Annotated in this window: 16 protein-coding genes; 11 read left to right on the forward strand and 5 right to left on the reverse strand. The window is 71.6% G+C overall.

From position 1 onward, the window contains the following. Positions 1-55: 55 nt before the first annotated feature. Positions 56-1,696, forward strand: coding sequence for a phospho-sugar mutase (locus tag ACF1FZ_RS01015; protein WP_391771265.1), 1,641 nt, complete (start codon positions 56-58; stop codon positions 1,694-1,696). A gap of 542 nt (positions 1,697-2,238) precedes the next feature. Continuing rightward, positions 2,239-3,222: a DUF4232 domain-containing protein gene (locus tag ACF1FZ_RS01020; protein WP_391771266.1), complete on the forward strand. Its 984-nt coding sequence runs from the start codon at positions 2,239-2,241 to the stop codon at positions 3,220-3,222. Between the two features lie 543 nt (positions 3,223-3,765). On the opposite strand, the gene ACF1FZ_RS01025 is transcribed toward ACF1FZ_RS01020, so the two are convergent. Next, on the reverse strand, positions 3,766-4,404 hold the full coding sequence (locus ACF1FZ_RS01025) for a PH domain-containing protein (protein ID WP_391771267.1): 639 nt from the start codon (positions 4,402-4,404) through the stop codon (positions 3,766-3,768). Positions 4,405-4,528: 124 nt separating this feature from the next. On the opposite strand from ACF1FZ_RS01025, the gene deoC reads away from it, so the two are divergent. Genes deoC through ACF1FZ_RS01040 form a run of 3 tightly spaced genes read left to right on the forward strand, consistent with a single transcriptional unit; the run spans position 4,529 to position 7,847 of the window. Further along, positions 4,529-5,515, forward strand: a complete 987-nt coding sequence (deoC, locus tag ACF1FZ_RS01030; RefSeq protein ID WP_391771786.1) for a deoxyribose-phosphate aldolase — start codon at positions 4,529-4,531, stop codon at positions 5,513-5,515. Between the two features lie 6 nt (positions 5,516-5,521). Then, the gene (locus ACF1FZ_RS01035) at positions 5,522-6,958 is read left to right on the forward strand and encodes an aldehyde dehydrogenase family protein (RefSeq protein ID WP_391771268.1); all 1,437 of its coding nucleotides are present in this window, start codon (positions 5,522-5,524) and stop codon (positions 6,956-6,958) included. After that, entirely contained in the window at positions 6,951-7,847 is an 897-nt protein-coding gene (locus ACF1FZ_RS01040; protein ID WP_391771269.1) for an aldehyde dehydrogenase family protein, read from the forward strand. Before ACF1FZ_RS01035 ends, ACF1FZ_RS01040 begins: the two co-directional genes overlap by 8 nt. A 63-nt stretch (positions 7,848-7,910) precedes the next feature. On the opposite strand, the gene ACF1FZ_RS01045 is transcribed toward ACF1FZ_RS01040, so the two are convergent. After that, positions 7,911-8,336: a hypothetical protein gene (locus ACF1FZ_RS01045; RefSeq protein WP_391771270.1), complete on the reverse strand. Its 426-nt coding sequence runs from the start codon at positions 8,334-8,336 to the stop codon at positions 7,911-7,913. 63 nt (positions 8,337-8,399) lie between these two features. Here ACF1FZ_RS01045 and ACF1FZ_RS01050 point away from each other — a divergent pair, with 63 nt between their 5' ends. Then, complete coding sequence (locus ACF1FZ_RS01050) at positions 8,400-9,128, forward strand: uridine kinase (protein WP_391771271.1); 729 nt, start codon at positions 8,400-8,402, stop codon at positions 9,126-9,128. A 160-nt stretch (positions 9,129-9,288) separates the two neighbouring features. Here the strand turns inward: ACF1FZ_RS01050 and ACF1FZ_RS01055 are convergent, their stop codons facing one another. Continuing rightward, positions 9,289-10,035: a SigE family RNA polymerase sigma factor gene (locus ACF1FZ_RS01055; protein WP_391771272.1), complete on the reverse strand. Its 747-nt coding sequence runs from the start codon at positions 10,033-10,035 to the stop codon at positions 9,289-9,291. A gap of 180 nt (positions 10,036-10,215) precedes the next feature. Between ACF1FZ_RS01055 and afsQ1 the strand changes: the two genes are divergently transcribed. From afsQ1 to ACF1FZ_RS01080, 5 genes are all read left to right on the forward strand, one after another. Continuing rightward, positions 10,216-10,893, forward strand: coding sequence for a two-component system response regulator AfsQ1 (gene afsQ1 / locus ACF1FZ_RS01060; protein ID WP_391771273.1), 678 nt, complete (start codon positions 10,216-10,218; stop codon positions 10,891-10,893). Continuing rightward, positions 10,890-12,422: an ATP-binding protein gene (locus tag ACF1FZ_RS01065; protein WP_391771274.1), complete on the forward strand. Its 1,533-nt coding sequence runs from the start codon at positions 10,890-10,892 to the stop codon at positions 12,420-12,422. The genes afsQ1 and ACF1FZ_RS01065 overlap by 4 nt, the downstream gene beginning before the upstream one ends. After that, the gene (locus tag ACF1FZ_RS01070; protein WP_391771275.1) at positions 12,422-13,069 is read left to right on the forward strand and encodes a hypothetical protein; all 648 of its coding nucleotides are present in this window, start codon (positions 12,422-12,424) and stop codon (positions 13,067-13,069) included. Before ACF1FZ_RS01065 ends, ACF1FZ_RS01070 begins: the two co-directional genes overlap by 1 nt. Positions 13,070-13,232: 163 nt before the next feature. Continuing rightward, positions 13,233-13,808, forward strand: coding sequence for a VanZ family protein (locus tag ACF1FZ_RS01075; RefSeq protein ID WP_391771787.1), 576 nt, complete (start codon positions 13,233-13,235; stop codon positions 13,806-13,808). Positions 13,809-13,900: 92 nt separating this feature from the next. Continuing rightward, positions 13,901-14,104 carry a PspC domain-containing protein gene (locus ACF1FZ_RS01080; RefSeq protein ID WP_391771276.1) on the forward strand — a complete coding sequence of 68 codons (204 nt, stop codon included), beginning with the start codon at positions 13,901-13,903 and terminating at the stop codon, positions 14,102-14,104. A 76-nt stretch (positions 14,105-14,180) separates the two neighbouring features. Here the strand turns inward: ACF1FZ_RS01080 and ACF1FZ_RS01085 are convergent, their stop codons facing one another. Together ACF1FZ_RS01085 and ACF1FZ_RS01090 are read right to left on the reverse strand one after the other, a co-directional pair. Then, positions 14,181-14,483 carry a hypothetical protein gene (locus ACF1FZ_RS01085; protein ID WP_391771277.1) on the reverse strand — a complete coding sequence of 101 codons (303 nt, stop codon included), beginning with the start codon at positions 14,481-14,483 and terminating at the stop codon, positions 14,181-14,183. 134 nt (positions 14,484-14,617) lie between these two features. Then, positions 14,618-15,772: an adenosine deaminase gene (locus ACF1FZ_RS01090; RefSeq protein WP_391771278.1), complete on the reverse strand. Its 1,155-nt coding sequence runs from the start codon at positions 15,770-15,772 to the stop codon at positions 14,618-14,620. Positions 15,773-15,834 lie beyond the last annotated feature (62 nt).

The following is a 15,834-nucleotide window of genomic DNA, read 5'->3' on the forward strand; positions in this document are numbered from 1 at the left end:
GCAGCCCGCGCAGCGGCTCCATCCCAGTCTCCCGTACCGCAGAAAGGCGGCCACCGTGCAGCAGGACCTCATCACGCAGGCCAGGACCTGGCTCGCCGAGGACCCGGACCCCGAGACCCGCGCCGAGCTCGCGGAGCTCATCGGCGCAGGGGACCTCGCCGCACTGGAGGACCGCTTCGCCGGCACGCTCCAGTTCGGCACGGCGGGCCTGCGCGGCGAGATCGGCGCCGGACCGATGCGCATGAACCGCTCCGTCGTCATCCGCGCGGCCGCCGGACTCGCGGCCTACCTGAAGGCACAGGGGCAGGACGGCGGGCTCGTCGTCATCGGCTACGACGCCCGCTACAGGTCCGCCGACTTCGCCCGTGACACCGCGTCGGTGATGACCGGCGCGGGCCTGCGCGCCGCCGTGCTCCCCCGCCCCCTGCCGACCCCCGTCCTCGCGTACGCCATACGGCATCTGGGAGCCGTGGCGGGCGTGGAGGTCACGGCCAGCCACAACCCCCCGCGCGACAACGGCTACAAGGTCTACCTCGGCGACGGCTCGCAGATCGTGCCCCCGGCCGACGTGGAGATCGCAGCGGCCATCGCGGCGGTCGGTCCGCTCGACGGCGTACCGCGCCCTGAGTCCGGCTGGGAGGTCCTCGGCGACGAGGTCCTGGCCGCGTACCTCGCGCGTACGGACGCCGTCCTGAGCCCCGGCTCCCCCCGCACCGCGCGGACGGTCTACACGGCGATGCACGGCGTAGGCACCTCCGTCCTGACGGCAGCCTTCGCGCGGGCCGGCTTCCCCGAGCCCGTCCTCGTGGCCGAACAGGCGGACCCCGACCCCGCGTTCCCCACCGTCGCCTTCCCCAATCCGGAGGAGCCCGGCGCCATGGATCTCGCGTTCGCGACCGCGCGCCGGACGCAGCCCGACCTCGTCATCGCCAACGACCCGGACGCGGACCGCTGCGCCGTCGCCGTGCCCGACCCGTCGGCGGACGGTGGCTGGCGGATGCTGCGCGGCGACGAGGTGGGTGCGCTGCTCGCCGCCCACTTGGTGGACCGGGGCGTCACCGGCGTGTTCGCCGAGTCGATCGTCTCCTCGTCCCTCCTCGGCCGGATCGCGGAGAGGGCGGGTCTCGGCTACGAGGAGACGCTGACGGGTTTCAAGTGGATCGCCCGCGTCGAGGGCCTGCGCTACGGCTACGAGGAAGCGCTGGGCTACTGCGTGGACCCGGAGGGCGTCCGTGACAAGGACGGCATCACGGCCGCGCTGCTGATCGCCGAACTCGCCTCCGCGCTCAAGGAGAAGGGCCGCACCCTCCTCGACCTGCTGGACGGCCTCGCGCTCGCGCACGGTCTGCACGCCACGGATCAGCTGTCGGTCCGGGTCGAGGACCTGACGGTCATCGCGAACGCCATGCGGCGCCTGCGCGAGACCCCCCCGGCCACCCTGGCGGGCCTCCCCGTCACCTCGGCCGAGGACCTCGCGCGGGGCACGGGCGCCCTGCCGCCCACCGACGGTCTGCGCTATCACCTCACGGGAGCCAGGGTCATCGTCCGCCCGAGCGGTACCGAGCCCAAGCTCAAGTGCTACCTGGAGGCCGTGGTCCCGGTAACCGACGCGGCCGGGCTCCCCGCGGCGAGGCGGCGGGCAGCCGAGCTGCTGGCCGGCCTCAAGCGCGACCTGGCGACGGCCGCGGGGATCTGAGGTCCGCCTGCGCGGTGGGCTGCTCCGGCGACCAGACCGGACAGGTGCCATGGAATGGCTGTAGTTCCACTACGGCTGACACCACGGTCCAGGTTCCGCGAGAAACCCGCGGCCGTCTCGCGGTTCCGGCGGCCGAGCGCGGCCTCACCCCGGGCCGGCTCGTGCAGCACCTCGCCGCACGCGAACTCACCGAAACCCAGATCGCCGAGCGGCTGCAGGCCGGCCGCGCGGCGGCCCGCCGGCACACGGGTGCCGATCTGGCCGGCGAGGAACTCGGTCATCGGCGACTCGCAGGCGACGGCGGCATGTCCTGCCGCACCTCGCACGTGGGCCGCCGTGGCGGTGGGCTCCGGGGTCGGCGCGCCGTGATGACCAGATGCGGACGCCGGTGTGCGGGGCAGACCGGCGGGGTCCGTTCAGGTCGTGTCCGCCATGCCGGGGACGCCGCCCGCGCCCGCCGCCCCCGGACTTGTGACACTCCTGTGACCGGAATTATGGCCTCCACCACATGCGCAGGGTTCACACCCTGATCGGATGACCGGATGCCCAGGCCTGCTCCCACCCGCACCGCCGCCTCCTTCCTGCCGGCTCTCGCAGCGACCGCTCTGCTGCTCACGGCCTGCGGGACGGAGCGTGCCGGAGCCGGCACGACTGAACCCCCGGCCCGTACGCAGGTCGACGATCCGGGCGAGGACGGCGTACGGATCACCTCGCTGACCCTTCCGCCGGCTTCTCCCTCGCCCACCCGCAGCTACCTCGTCTCCGCCGAGAGCCTCGCCACGGACTCGGGGGTCGTTGCCTCCTACGAGGTCACCAACGAGGGCGCCGAGTCCATGACCTACTCGGTCGTCCTCACCTTCATGAGCGGTGACGGCGGGGCCGTGACGAACCGGACCGCGACCGTGCGCGACGTGGCCCCCGGGAAGACCGTACGGGGCACGGTCCGGGCCGGGGTACTGCCGCCCACCGCACCGCGGGTGACACAGGTCGAGGTGCTCGAAGTGGCCAAGGTCCCCGCGAGCGAGGCCGCGGCAGAGCCAGGCGTGTGCCCCGCCTCCGGGATCCGGGTCAGCGCCGACAAGGGCGACGCGGCCATGGGACTGCGCGTCGTGGGCCTGCATCTCGACAACTGCGGCACCCGCGACTACACCGTCGAGGGCTACCCCCTGCTGGAGCTCCTGGACGACGGCCTCAGGCCCGTCGACGGCGTCGAGATCCTCGACGGCAGCCGCGAGATCACCACCGGCGCCGGTGCCGACGAGCAGCCCCGTCCCGTCACGCTCAGACCCGGCGAGTCGGCGACCGCCGGCCTGGTCTGGCGCAACACCACCGAGTCCGGCACGCCGGTGAACGTGCCCTATGTGCGAATCCGGGCGAAGGCCGGCGCCGACCCGGTGACGGTGGCCCCGGACCTCGACCTCGGCACCACCGGAAAGCTCGGGGTCAGGCCGTGGGAGAAGGCGGAGCGCCGAGCGGATCCTGCGAAGCCCCCCGCCGAGGGGCGGCCTGCGGACGGCTTCCGGTGACGTCACGCGACTCGCCGGACAGCGCGAGGAACCGTTCGCGGGCCGCCCGGCAGGGCGAGTGACGCTCGTGCGCCCGAGCCGGGACGGCCGTCGTGCGGCCGTCCGCCCTCCTCGGCACCCCCGTCCAACCGCTGCCGGACGGCGTGTGCTGGACCGCTCCCGCCCGTTCCGCGTACCCGGTGCGCAGCGCTTCGAAGGCGTCCCCGCAGGTTTCGTCGCCCTTGAACGCATGTGTGGACACGGCGGCCACCCGCCCGTTCCGCAGGGTCGTCCGCCAGCCGTACCGGCCCTGCGCATCGAGGTCGGTACGGCAGCGCACTCCGACCGCGTCCGTTCCGTCGGCACCATCGGCACCCCGCATCTCGCCCACCCCCGCCGCCCCGTCCGGACGTCGGTGCGGCAAGCGCAATCTGCTGAGACGGCGGTGAGCGGCGGGACCGGGAAAATGCCACGCAGCCGGCTTTCGTCCCGAGGCGGCCCCTTGGGTGCGCGGTATGCACCCGGGCACTGTGCGGCGGTCCCCCCGCGGGCGTCCGGCGGGTGTCAGCCGATCGCGAGCAGCACCACGAGCAGCACGGCACCGACGGCGGCCGGGGCGATCACCTCGTAGGCCCAGCGCACCGACGCCGTGGTCGTGGCCTGCTCCTTGCGGGCGGCGGCGCCCTCGGCGAGCTCCCTCAGGTCGCTCACCGTCCGGTCTGCGGCGGCCACGCGGGCCTGGGAGTCGCGGACGTCGGCGTGCACCGAGGTCCGGCCGTAGGGGTCGTCGTGCGCCTGCTGGGTGGCCTTCCTGGCGGCACGCTTGCGCTCGCGCAGCGACACGGGGACCGCCCACAGCTGGTACTTGGCGCCGTCGTGGGTGAAGATCTCGCTCGAGTAGGCGGCGCGCACGGTGGAGACGTCCGCCCACGGCAGCACGATGGTGCGGAACGGGTTGCGGATCCGGATCCGCTCCTCGTTCGCGAAGACGGCCGGCCGCAGGGTGAAGGCCACGATCAGCGGGATCACCGCCAGCAGCGCGGCCAGAGCCAGCCACGGCACCCAGCCCGCTCCCCGGACCACCGCGTCGCCGCCGATCCAGCCGACCAGCAGGATCAGCAGCACGCCGCTGACCAGCCCGGCGCCCGACCGGAAGGTCCGGTCGGCGTAGGAGGGCTCGGCGGGAGGTGTGGGGCTCGTCATGGTCCCGATTCTGCCTGAAGCGGCGCGAGGGCCGGGGCGCGGCCTCGCCCGGCTCGTGGGAGACCTGGACCGGGAAGGCCCCTGTACAGGTCGCTACGCGCGTAGATATGCTCATCTGGTGACCATGTCCACCACTGCCCCATCCCCCAGGCTCTCAGCTCCGTTCGAGCAGGGAGGTACCCCCATCGCCGACGTGACGGCGTCCGACAGTGCGCTGCGCCGCTTCCTGCACGGGCTGCCCGGTGTCGACACCGTCGGCCTCGAAGCGCGTGCCGCCTCCCTCGGTACCCGATCGATCAAGACGACCGCCAAGGCCTACGCCATCGATCTCGCCATCTCGATGATCGACCTGACGACGCTGGAAGGCGCGGACACCCCGGGCAAGGTCCGGGCTCTCGCCGCCAAGGCGGTCAACCCCGACCCCACCGACCGCACGACCCCGCGCACCGCGGCCGTCTGCGTCTATCCCGACATGGCGGCGACGGCCGCAGCCGCGCTGGCCGGTTCCGGGGTGAAGGTCGCGTCCGTCGCGACGGCCTTCCCCGCCGGACGTGCCGCGCTGGACGTCAAGCTCGCGGACGTCCGTGACGCCGTGGCGGCCGGGGCCGACGAGATCGACATGGTGATCGACCGGGGTGCCTTCCTCTCCGGCCGCTACCTCAAGGTGTACGAGGAGATCGTCGCCGTGAAGGCCGAGTGCGGCTCCGCGCGGCTCAAGGTGATCTTCGAGACCGGCGAGCTCTCCACATACGACAACATCCGGCGGGCCTCCTGGCTCGGGATGCTGGCGGGAGCGGACTTCATCAAGACGTCGACCGGCAAGGTCGGCACCAACGCCACCCCGGCGAACACCCTGCTGATGCTGGAGGCCGTGCGCGACTTCCGGGAGCAGACGGGCGTGCAGGTGGGCGTGAAGCCCGCCGGCGGCATCCGCACCTCCAAGGACGCGATCAAGTTCCTCGTCCTGGTGAACGAGACCGCGGGCGAGGACTGGCTGGACAACCACTGGTTCCGCTTCGGCGCCTCCAGCCTGCTGAACGACCTGCTGATGCAGCGCCAGAAGCTCAGCACCGGCCGTTACTCCGGCCCCGATTACGTGACGGTGGACTGATACGCCATGGCATCCGCATTCGACTACGCACCGGCTCCGGAGTCCCGCTCCGTCGTCGACATCGCCCCCTCGTACGGCCTGTTCATCGACGGCGAGTTCGCCGACGCGGCCGACGGCAAGGTCTTCAAGACGGTCAGTCCGTCCACCGAGGAAGTGCTCTCCGAGGTCGCGCGTGCGGGCACGGAGGACGTGGACCGGGCCGTGAAGGCGGCCCGCCGGGCCTTCGAGAAGTGGTCGGCGCTGCCCGGCTCCGAGCGCGCCAAGTACCTCTTCCGGATCGCCCGGATCATCCAGGAGCGCTCCCGCGAGCTCGCCGTCCTGGAGACCCTGGACAACGGCAAGCCGATCAAGGAGACCCGCGACGCGGACCTCCCGCTCGTCGCCGCGCACTTCTTCTACTACGCCGGCTGGGCCGACAAGCTGGACCACGCGGGGTACGGCGCGAATCCGCGTCCGCTGGGCGTGGCCGGCCAGATCATCCCGTGGAACTTCCCGCTCCTCATGCTGGCCTGGAAGATCGCCCCGGCGCTCGCCACCGGCAACACGGTGGTGCTGAAGCCGGCCGAGACGACCCCGCTCTCCGCGCTGTTCTTCGCCGACATCTGCCGCCGGGCCGGCCTCCCCAAGGGGGTCGTCAACATCCTGACCGGGTACGGCGACGCGGGCTCCGCCCTCGTCGGGCACCCGGACGTGAACAAGGTCGCCTTCACCGGGTCGACCGCGGTCGGCAAGGCGATCGCCCGGCAGATCGCGGGCACGGACAAGAGGGCCACGCTCGAACTGGGCGGCAAGGGCGCCAACATCGTCTTCGACGACGCCCCGGTAGACCAGGCCGTCGAGGGCATCGTCACCGGCATCTTCTTCAACCAGGGCCAGGTCTGCTGCGCGGGCTCACGGCTCCTCGTGCAGGAGTCCGTGCACGACGAGGTGCTGCACGCCCTCAAGCGCCGGCTGTCCACGCTCAGGCTCGGCGATCCGCTGGACAAGAACACCGACATCGGCGCGATCAACTCCGCCGAGCAGCTCTCCCGGATCAGCGCGCTCGTCGAGACGGGTGAGGCGGAGGGCGCCGAGCGGTGGTCCGCGCCGTGCGAACTCCCGTCCGCCGGTTACTGGTTCGCGCCTACCCTCTTCACGGGTGTCACCCAGGCGCACACCGTCGCCCGTGACGAGATCTTCGGCCCGGTGCTGTCGGTGCTGACCTTCCGCACGCCGGACGAGGCCGTCGCGAAGGCCAACAACAGCCAGTACGGCCTCTCGGCGGGCATCTGGACGGAGAAGGGCTCCCGCATCCTCGCGGTGGCGGACAAGCTCCGTGCGGGTGTCATCTGGGCCAACACGTTCAACAAGTTCGACCCGACCTCGCCGTTCGGCGGATACAAGGAGTCGGGCTTCGGCCGCGAGGGCGGCCGTCACGGTCTGGAGGCCTACCTCGATGTCTGACGGGCGACTGAGTGTCTTCAAGACCTACAAGCTGTACGTCGGGGGCAAGTTCCCCCGCTCCGAGAGCGGCCGGGTGTACGAGGTGACGGACTCGAAGGGCAAGTGGCTGGCGAACGCCCCGCAGTCCTCCCGCAAGGACGCGCGTGACGCGGTCGTGGCCGCGCGCAAGGCGTTCGGCGGCTGGTCGGGCGCGACCGCGTACAACCGCGGCCAGATCCTCTACCGCGTCGCGGAGATGCTGGAGGGCCGCAGGGAGCAGTTCGTACGGGAGGTGGCGGACGCCGAGGGACTGTCCAGGTCGAAGGCGGCTGCCGTCGTGGACGCGGCGGTCGACCGCTGGGTCTGGTACGCGGGCTGGACGGACAAGATCGGCCAGGTCGTGGGCGGGGCGAACCCGGTCGCGGGGCCGTTCCTCAACCTGTCCACCCCCGAACCGACGGGTGTGGTCGCGGTCCTGGCTCCGCAGGAGTCGTCATTCCTGGGCCTGGTGTCGGTCGTCGCCCCGGTGATCGCCACGGGGAACACGGCGGTCGTCATCGCCTCGGCCGGCGCACCGCTGCCCGCGCTCTCGCTGGGCGAGGTCCTGGCGACCTCGGACCTGCCCGGTGGTGTGGTGAACATCCTGTCGGGCAGGACGGCGGAGCTCGCGGCCCCGCTGGCATCCCACCAGGACGTCAACGCCCTCGACCTGACCGGGGCCGACGCGGGGCTGGCGAAGGAGCTGGAGACCGCGGCGGCGGACAACCTGAAGCGGGTCCGCCGTCCACAGGCCGTGGACGGCGCGGACTGGTCGGCCGATCCCGGCACACACCGCCTGACGGCCTTCCTGGAGACCAAGACGGTCTGGCACCCGACGGGCGCGCTGGGAGCCTCCGGCTCCTCGTACTGACGCGGGACGCGGGGTGGGGGGCCGTCCGGGAGGCGGCCCCCCACCCCGTGTGCGTACGACGGGTCAGCCGGTGACCATACCGGTCACCTCTCCGGCGACGGGCAGATCACCGAGTGAGGCGCCGCTGGTCACCGGGTCGGTGACCAGCGCCGTGGTCACGGGCTTGAAATCGGCCACCTGGGTACCCACCGCGTTGTCCAGCGGGTCCACACCGGTCCCGGCCAGCGGGTCGAGCTGGAGGTCCGTGGCGGGCTTCACGGCCCCCGCGAGCCCGTAGCCGAGCGCGCTGTTCAGCGCGGGTGCCGCCGCCTCGCCGACCGCCCCCAGAGTGCTGTCCGCGGCGTCGGCGCCGGTCGCGGGCGTGGCGGGCAACGGCGCGGCCTGGGCCGCCGTGCCTCCCGCGCCGAGCGCCGCGCCCAGCGCGGTGAGGGTCAGCCCGGCGCGCAACAGCGCGCGGTGCCGGGGCTTGGACAGTGCGTGACGTGCCATGTTTTCCCACCTGATCGGGATGTGTCGGGTAGTCATCCGTGCGCGCAGAGTAGTTGAGGTGTGATGCTCGATACCACCAGCACCTCCCGGGGGTCCCCTGCGCGGGTCAATGCCTCACACTTCTGTTCTGTGAGTTCCCAACCGATCCCCACGCGCGTCGTGCTGCTCGCCGGTCCGTCCGGCTCCGGCAAGTCCTCCCTCGCGGCCCGTAGCGGTCTCCCGGTACTGCGCCTGGATGACTTCTACAAGGAGGGAAACGATCCGACCCTGCCGCGGGTCACCGGCAGCACGGACATCGACTGGGATTCGGCCCTGTCCTGGGACGCGGACGGCGCGGTCGCCGCCATAGCGCAGCTGTGCAGCACGGGGCGCGCGTCCGTTCCCCTGTACGACCTGGCCACGAGTTCGCGGACGGGCCGCGAGACGCTCGACATCGAACGCACGCCTCTGTTCATCGCCGAGGGCGTCTTCGCGGCGGACATCGTGGAGCGCTGCCAGGAGTTGGGCCTGCTCGCGGACGCGCTGTGCCTGCGCGGCCGGCCGTCGACGACGTTCCGCCGGCGGCTGGTGCGGGATCTGCGGGAGGGGCGGAAGTCGGTTCCGTTCCTGCTGCGTCGCGGGTGGCGGCTGATGCGGTCCGAGCGGCGCATCGTGGCCCGCCAGACGGCCCTCGGCGCGTATCCCTGCGCCAAGCAGGAAGCTCTGGGCCGGCTGGCCGCCGCCGCGGCGGGACGCTGCCGGACCCCGCGCGGCCGGGTGCCGGACCGGCCGGAGCCGGCGAACCCGGTCTAGAGCCCGGCGGGAAGCCCCGCCGGAGCCCCGGGCACACGGAAAGCGCGGCGGGGCCGGACGAGACCCCCCGGCCCGTCCGGCCCCGCTGCGTTCCCCGTACCGCGGCCTCCCCCGAAGCCGCGGCCTCCCCCGTGCAGTTCCCCCGTGTCCCCCGTAGACCTCAGGCCACCAGCTCGCCGAAGGACTCCTCCTCGTCACGGCCGAAGCTGAGGACCTCGTCCTCGCGCAGCCGGCGGAGCGACCGCCAGATGCTCGACTTCACCGTGCCGACACTGATGTCGAGGATGGACGCGATCTCCGGGTCCGTGCGGCCCTCGTAATAGCGGAGCACCAGCATCGTGCGCTGGAGTTCCGGCAGCCGCGCGAGCGCCTGCCAGAGCACCGCCCGCAGTTCGGTGCCCCGCATCGCGTCCGTGTCGCCCACCGTCTCCGGCAGCTCCTCGGTCGGGTACTCGTTGAGCTTGCGCCTGCGCCATGCGCTGATGTGCAGGTTGGTCATGGTGCGGCGGAGGTATCCGCCGACCGCCGCCTTGTCGCTGATCCTGTCCCACGCCCGGTACGTCGAGAAGAGGGCGCTCTGGAGCAGGTCCTCGGCCTCGAACCGGTCGCCGGTCAGGTGGTAGGCGGTTGCGTACAGGGAGGCACGGCGCTCCTGGACGTAGGCGGTGAACGCCGTTTCGGCGTCCTCCGCCCGGTCCAGGGGCTTCCGCCCCCCCGGGACCTCCCCGTACGCGCTTCCCCCGTTTCCCCCCGTGGGCACGTCGACCTTCGCCAGGTGCGACGTGTGCTGACGCCCGGTGCCACGAACGCACCCCCGTGCTCCGGCACCGGACTTCTCCTGACTCCGCCCGACATCGTGAAGGCGCGTGACTACTGCGCTTGAGGTGGTGCTGTGCAGTGCGTTCATCTGGCGCCCCCCATCGGTGGAGTCCGGTCGTTCCGTGTGCCAACGAGCTTGCCGGGGCAGTTTCATGGCCCTGTCCCCCGACTGTCACAGGGCTGTCACAGGGCCACCGGAGGCCGGTCCCGCGGATCAAGTCGGGGGGATTGTCGAAACGTGGCACCGCCATGGGCCAGAATGACCCCCGTGCCTTTCCTGTTGCTGATCGAGGACGACGACGCCATCCGCACAGCCCTCGAACTCTCCCTGTCACGCCAGGGCCACCGTGTGGCCACTGCGGCGACGGGAGAGGACGGCCTGGAGCTGCTCCGGGAGCAGCGGCCTGACCTGGTTGTGCTGGATGTGATGCTGCCCGGGATCGACGGTTTCGAGGTCTGCCGGAGGATCCGGCGCACCGACCAGTTGCCGATCATTCTGCTGACCGCGCGCAGCGACGACATCGACGTCGTGGTGGGACTGGAGTCCGGCGCGGACGACTATGTGGTGAAACCCGTACAGGGCCGGGTACTCGATGCCCGCATCCGCGCGGTCCTGCGCCGCGGGGAGAGGGAGGCCACCGACTCGGCGACCTTCGGGAGTGTCGTCATCGACCGTTCGGCGATGACCGTCACGAAGAACGGGGAGGACCTGCAGCTCACGCCGACCGAGCTGCGTCTCCTGCTCGAACTGAGCCGCCGGCCGGGACAGGCCCTGTCCCGGCAGCAGTTGCTGCGTCTGGTGTGGGAGCACGACTATCTCGGTGACTCACGTCTGGTGGACGCCTGTGTGCAGCGGCTGCGGGCGAAGGTGGAGGACGTGCCGTCCTCGCCGACCCTGATCCGTACCGTGCGCGGCGTGGGATACCGGCTGGACTCGCCTCAGTGAGCGGTTCCACGAAACGTTCCGTGCTCGCGGGCCTTCGCTGGACCAGCCTGCGGCTGCGGCTGCTGATCGTGTTCGCGCTGGTGGCTCTCACGGCGGCGGTGTCCGCGTCGGGCATCGCGTACTGGCTCAACCGTGAGGCGGTCCTGACGCGTACGCAGGACGCGGCGCTCGGTGACTTCCGCCGCCAGATGCAGAACCGGGCGGCGGCGCTGCCGCTGGAGCCCACCGGGGACGAACTGCGGGACGCCGCAGAGCAGATGGCGAGCAGCGGCCCCGGGTACCACGTGCTGCTGATCGGCGCCCTGGACGGCAAACCCGTCGCCGGGTCATCGGACCTCGACTCCTTCACCAAGACGGACGTGCCCGTCTCGCTGCAGAAGCAGGTGAACAAGAGGCAGCCGCTGACGTCGGCGAACACCTTTGAGCACCACCTGTTCTGGCAGCGCACGACCCTGGGGAACACCCCGTACCTGGTGGCCGGGACGAAGATCATCGGCGGTGGGCCGACCGGTTACATGCTGAAGTCGCTCGACCAGGAGCGCGAGGACCTCAACTCGCTGGCCTGGTCCCTGGGAATCGCCACCGCGCTGGCCCTCCTCGGCTCGGCGCTCCTCGCCCAGGCCGCGGCGACGACCGTGCTGCGGCCGGTGCAACGGCTCGGCGACGCGGCCCGCAAGCTCGGCGAGGGCAAGCTCGACACGCGTCTGGTGGTCTCCGGCACCGACGAACTCGCGGACCTCTCCCATACGTTCAACAAGGCCGCGAGCTCGCTGGAGAAGAAGGTCGCGGACATGAGCGCGCGGGAGGAGTCGAGCCGCAGGTTCGTCGCCGACATGTCGCACGAGCTGCGCACCCCGCTGACCGCGATCACGGCGGTCGCCGAGGTGCTGGAGGACGAGGCGGACAGTCTGGACCCGATGATCGCTCCGGCCGTGCACCTGGTGGTGAGCGAGACCCGGCGGCTGAACGACCTGGTGGAGAACCTCATGGAGGTCACCCGCTTCGATGCCGGTACGGTCCGCCTCGTCCTGGACACGGTGGACGTCGCCGACCAGGTGACCGCCTGCATCGACGCCCGTGCCTGGCTGGACGCGGTCGACCTGGACGCGGAGCGCGGCATCATGGTGCGGCTGGACCCGCGCCGGCTCGACGTGATCCTGGCGAATCTGATCGGCAACGCCCTCAAGCACGGTGGTTCGCCCGTGCGGGTGTCCGTGCGGACCGACGAGGACGATCTGGTCATCGAGGTGCGCGACCACGGCCCGGGCATCCCCGAGGAGGTGCTGCCCCATGTGTTCGACCGCTTCTACAAGGCGAGTGCCTCGCGTCCGCGTTCCGAGGGCAGCGGCCTCGGGCTGTCCATCGCGAGGGAGAACGCGCACATCCACGGCGGCGACATCACGGCCTCGAATCTGCCCGACGGCGAGGGTGCGGTGTTCGTGCTGCGCCTCCCCCGGGACGCGGAGAACCTGACCGGCGCCCCGGGGGACGAGGACCCCGACCGGGGCGAGAAGGGCGACGCGAAGTGATGCGCGGCGAGCGGTACGGCGCACCGCACAGAGGGCTGCCGGGGCGGCGGCCCCGCCGGGCCGTTGCGGCGCTGGCCGCCGTCGCGGCCTGTGCGGCGCTGGCCGCGGGCTGCGGCATCCGCAGCACCTCGGTGCCGGTCGACGCCGGGGCGGCGCCGTCCCGGATGCCGTGCAGGACGGCGTCGGCGCAGGCGACCACGCCGCCGCCGGGAAGTGTCTCCGTGCGGATCCACCTGGTCTGCGCCTCGCAGCTGGTGACGGTGGAGCGCACGGTCGAGGTCGACGAGTCGCGGTCCGGCCCCCTCCTGATCGCGCAGGCGCTCCTCGGCGAGCTGCAGCGGGAGCCGGACTCCGGCGAGCGGCGCGCCGGATTCTCCACCGGTGTCCCGGCGGGTCTGCGGGTCACCGACGCCCACAAGGGCGACCCGGAGGGCACACTGCGCCTCAGCGAGCAGCCGGACGACCTGCCCGAGGAGGCGCTCGCCCAGGTGGTGTGTTCGTACGCGGACAGCGAGTCGCTCGGTTCCGGAGGGCCGGTGCTGCTCGGTGGACCGGGGAACTACGCCCCACGGGGTTACCTGTGCACGTCGGAGACGAAGAGCCGGCCCGGTGAGGTGCCCACGCTGGGCGCGGTCGAGCTGTCCTGAGGTTCCCGCCTCCCGCCTCCCGGGTGCCCCCTCGCGGTCGTCGCTCGCGCCCCGGCCCGCGGCAGGTCCCGGGCCCGCCCGGGGCTCCCGTGCTGCTCGTGCTGCTCGTCACAGAGCTTCCCGTAACGGGGGCGGAACCGATCCTGCCGGTCGTGGCGTCTTGGTGCACGTGCGTCACAGTCCGGACGGCCCGGCCGTCATCCGCTTCCGCGCGGCGGGGGTATTCCTCCTCCTCGCACATCTCCTGTTCGTCGGCTGGCTGACGCTGCGCCCGCTGGACGTGCCCTGGGTGACGGCCGCGAACTTCCAGCCGTTCGCCGGGATCAGGGCGGACCTGGCCCTGAACCCGGCCGAGGCGGTGCGCCGTATCGGTGAGGGTCTGCTGCTGCTCGCCCCCCTGGGCATACTGCTGCCGATGGCCGGCGGCAGGCTGCTGGTCTCCCCGTGGGCCTCACTGGCCCGTACGGTCGCGGCCGGGGCGCTGATCTCGATGGCCATCGAGCTGGCGCAGACGGGGGTCCCCGGCCAGGTCGTCGACGTCGACTCGCTGCTCCTGAACACCGCGGGCGTCGCACTGGCGCACCTCCTGGTCGTCCCGTTGTCACGGGCACGGCTGCGCCGGGGCAACCGGGCCGGGGCCGGCGACCTGTCCCGGACCGGCACCAGGACCCGCTCGTCCCGCGGTGAGGCCCCTCAGGGGTCGACCCCGACGATTACCGGGGTCGGTATCGCCCCGTAGAGCGATGTTTTGCACCCCTTCACGGAGCCACTATGGAGGTACCGGGAGCACGACGGAGCTGCTCCCCGAAACGCTTCGCGAAGGAGCCCACCATGGCCGCACTTGTCCGCCCCCGCGAGGGACGCATGATCGGTGGGGTGTGCGCAGCGCTGGCACGGCGCTTCGGCACCTCCGCAGGGACGATGCGCGTCGTCTTCCTGGCGTCGTGCCTGCTTCCCGGCCCTCAGTTCCTGCTCTACCTGGCGCTGTGGATGCTGCTGCCGTCGGAGAAGAGCCCGGCCGCGACGGCCTGGTGACCGTCGGGGCCACGGGGAAGGACATGCGGGGCGCACACCCGGACCGGGTGCGCGCCCCGCATGTGTGTGCGGTGGTTCAGCCGCCGAGCGGCAGGCCGCCGGTCAGGCCGCCGGCGGGCAGGCCGCCGAGCAGGTTGGTGGCGGGCGTCGAGACCTCACCGCTGCCGCGCTGCTGCTCCTGCCGGTCGAGGAAACCGCCCGCCACCTCCTGCACGAAGGGCAGCGTCCGGGCCATCGAGTCGAGCGTGACAGCAGCGGGCAGGGCGGCGGCAGCGGGATCCACGGGCACGGGGGCGGCGGAGGCACTGCCCGCGCCGGCGGCGGCGAAAGCGGCCCCGACAGCAACGACACCGAGGGCCCTGACAACAGACTGCTTCATGTGAAATTCATCCTTGGGGAGAGGAATGCGAGCGGCTTTGCAACGTAGTCAGCCACGCACTTCTCCCGCAAACACGCCAACACACGGAGAACGGCCTGAATTCCACGCTCCCGGCCGTTCCGATTTTAGTGCGATCAGCCCGCGACGGACGAGGAAGCACTGGTCACGGCGGTCTGACGGAAGAGCCACTCCGACTTGAGCTCCGCGTACCCAGGCTTCACCACGTCATTGATCATCGCCAGACGTTCATCGAAAGGAATGAACGCTGATTTCATCGCATTGACTGTGAACCACTGCATGTCATCGAGTGTGTATCCGAACGTATCGATCAGTCGCTCGAATTCTTTGCTCATGCTCGTCCCGCTCATGAGCCGGTTGTCCGTGTTCACGGTGGCGCGGAAATGCAGCTTCCGCAGCAGGCCGATGGGGTGCTCGGCGTACGAGTCCGCGGCCCCCGTCTGGAGGTTGGAGGTCGGGCAGAGCTCCAGGGGGATCCGCTTGTCACGCACGTAGGAGGCGAGGCGCCCCAGCGTCACACCGCCGTCCTCGGCGATCTCGATGTCGTCGATGATGCGGACACCGTGACCGAGCCGGTCCGCGCCGCACCACTGCAGGGCCTGCCAGATCGACGGCAGGCCGAAGGCCTCTCCCGCGTGGATCGTGAAGTGGTTGTTCTCCCGCTTGAGGTACTCGAAGGCGTCCAGGTGGCGGGTGGGCGGGTACCCCGCCTCGGCACCCGCGATGTCGAAGCCCACGACGCCCAGATCGCGGTAGCGGTTGGCGAGTTCGGCGATCTCCAGTGCGCGGGCGGCGTGCCGCATCGCGGTGAGGAGGGCGCCGACGCGGATGCGGTGGCCGTTCACGCGGGCCCGGCGCTCCCCCTCACGGAAACCCTCGTTGACCGCCTCGACGACCTCTTCGAGTGAGAGGCCCGCAGTGAGGTGCTGCTCGGGCGCGTACCGCACCTCGGCGTAGACGACACCGTCCTCGGCGAGGTCCTCGGCGCACTCCGCGGCCACCCGGAACAGCGCGTCACGGGTCTGCATGACGGCGCAGGTGTGGGCGAACGTCTCCAGGTAGCGCTCCAGCGAACCGGAGTCCGCCGCCTCGCGGAACCAGATGCCGAGCTTGTCGGGCTCGGTCTCGGGCAAGGCGTCGTACCCCTGCGCGAGCGCCAGTTCGACGATCGTGCCGGGGCGCAGGCCGCCGTCGAGATGGTCGTGGAGCAGCACTTTGGGCGCGCGGCGGATCTGGTCGGGACCGGGGACGTTCAGGGTCTGGCTCGTCATTCGGGCACTCTAACGCCTACGCGCGTAGAGCGCTGGGTGTCGATGCGTAACAGTGACCGCGA

Origin of the sequence: Streptomyces sp. NPDC014623, assembly GCF_043088245.1 — a bacterium.
Classification (GTDB): Bacteria; Actinomycetota; Actinomycetes; order Streptomycetales; family Streptomycetaceae; genus Streptomyces.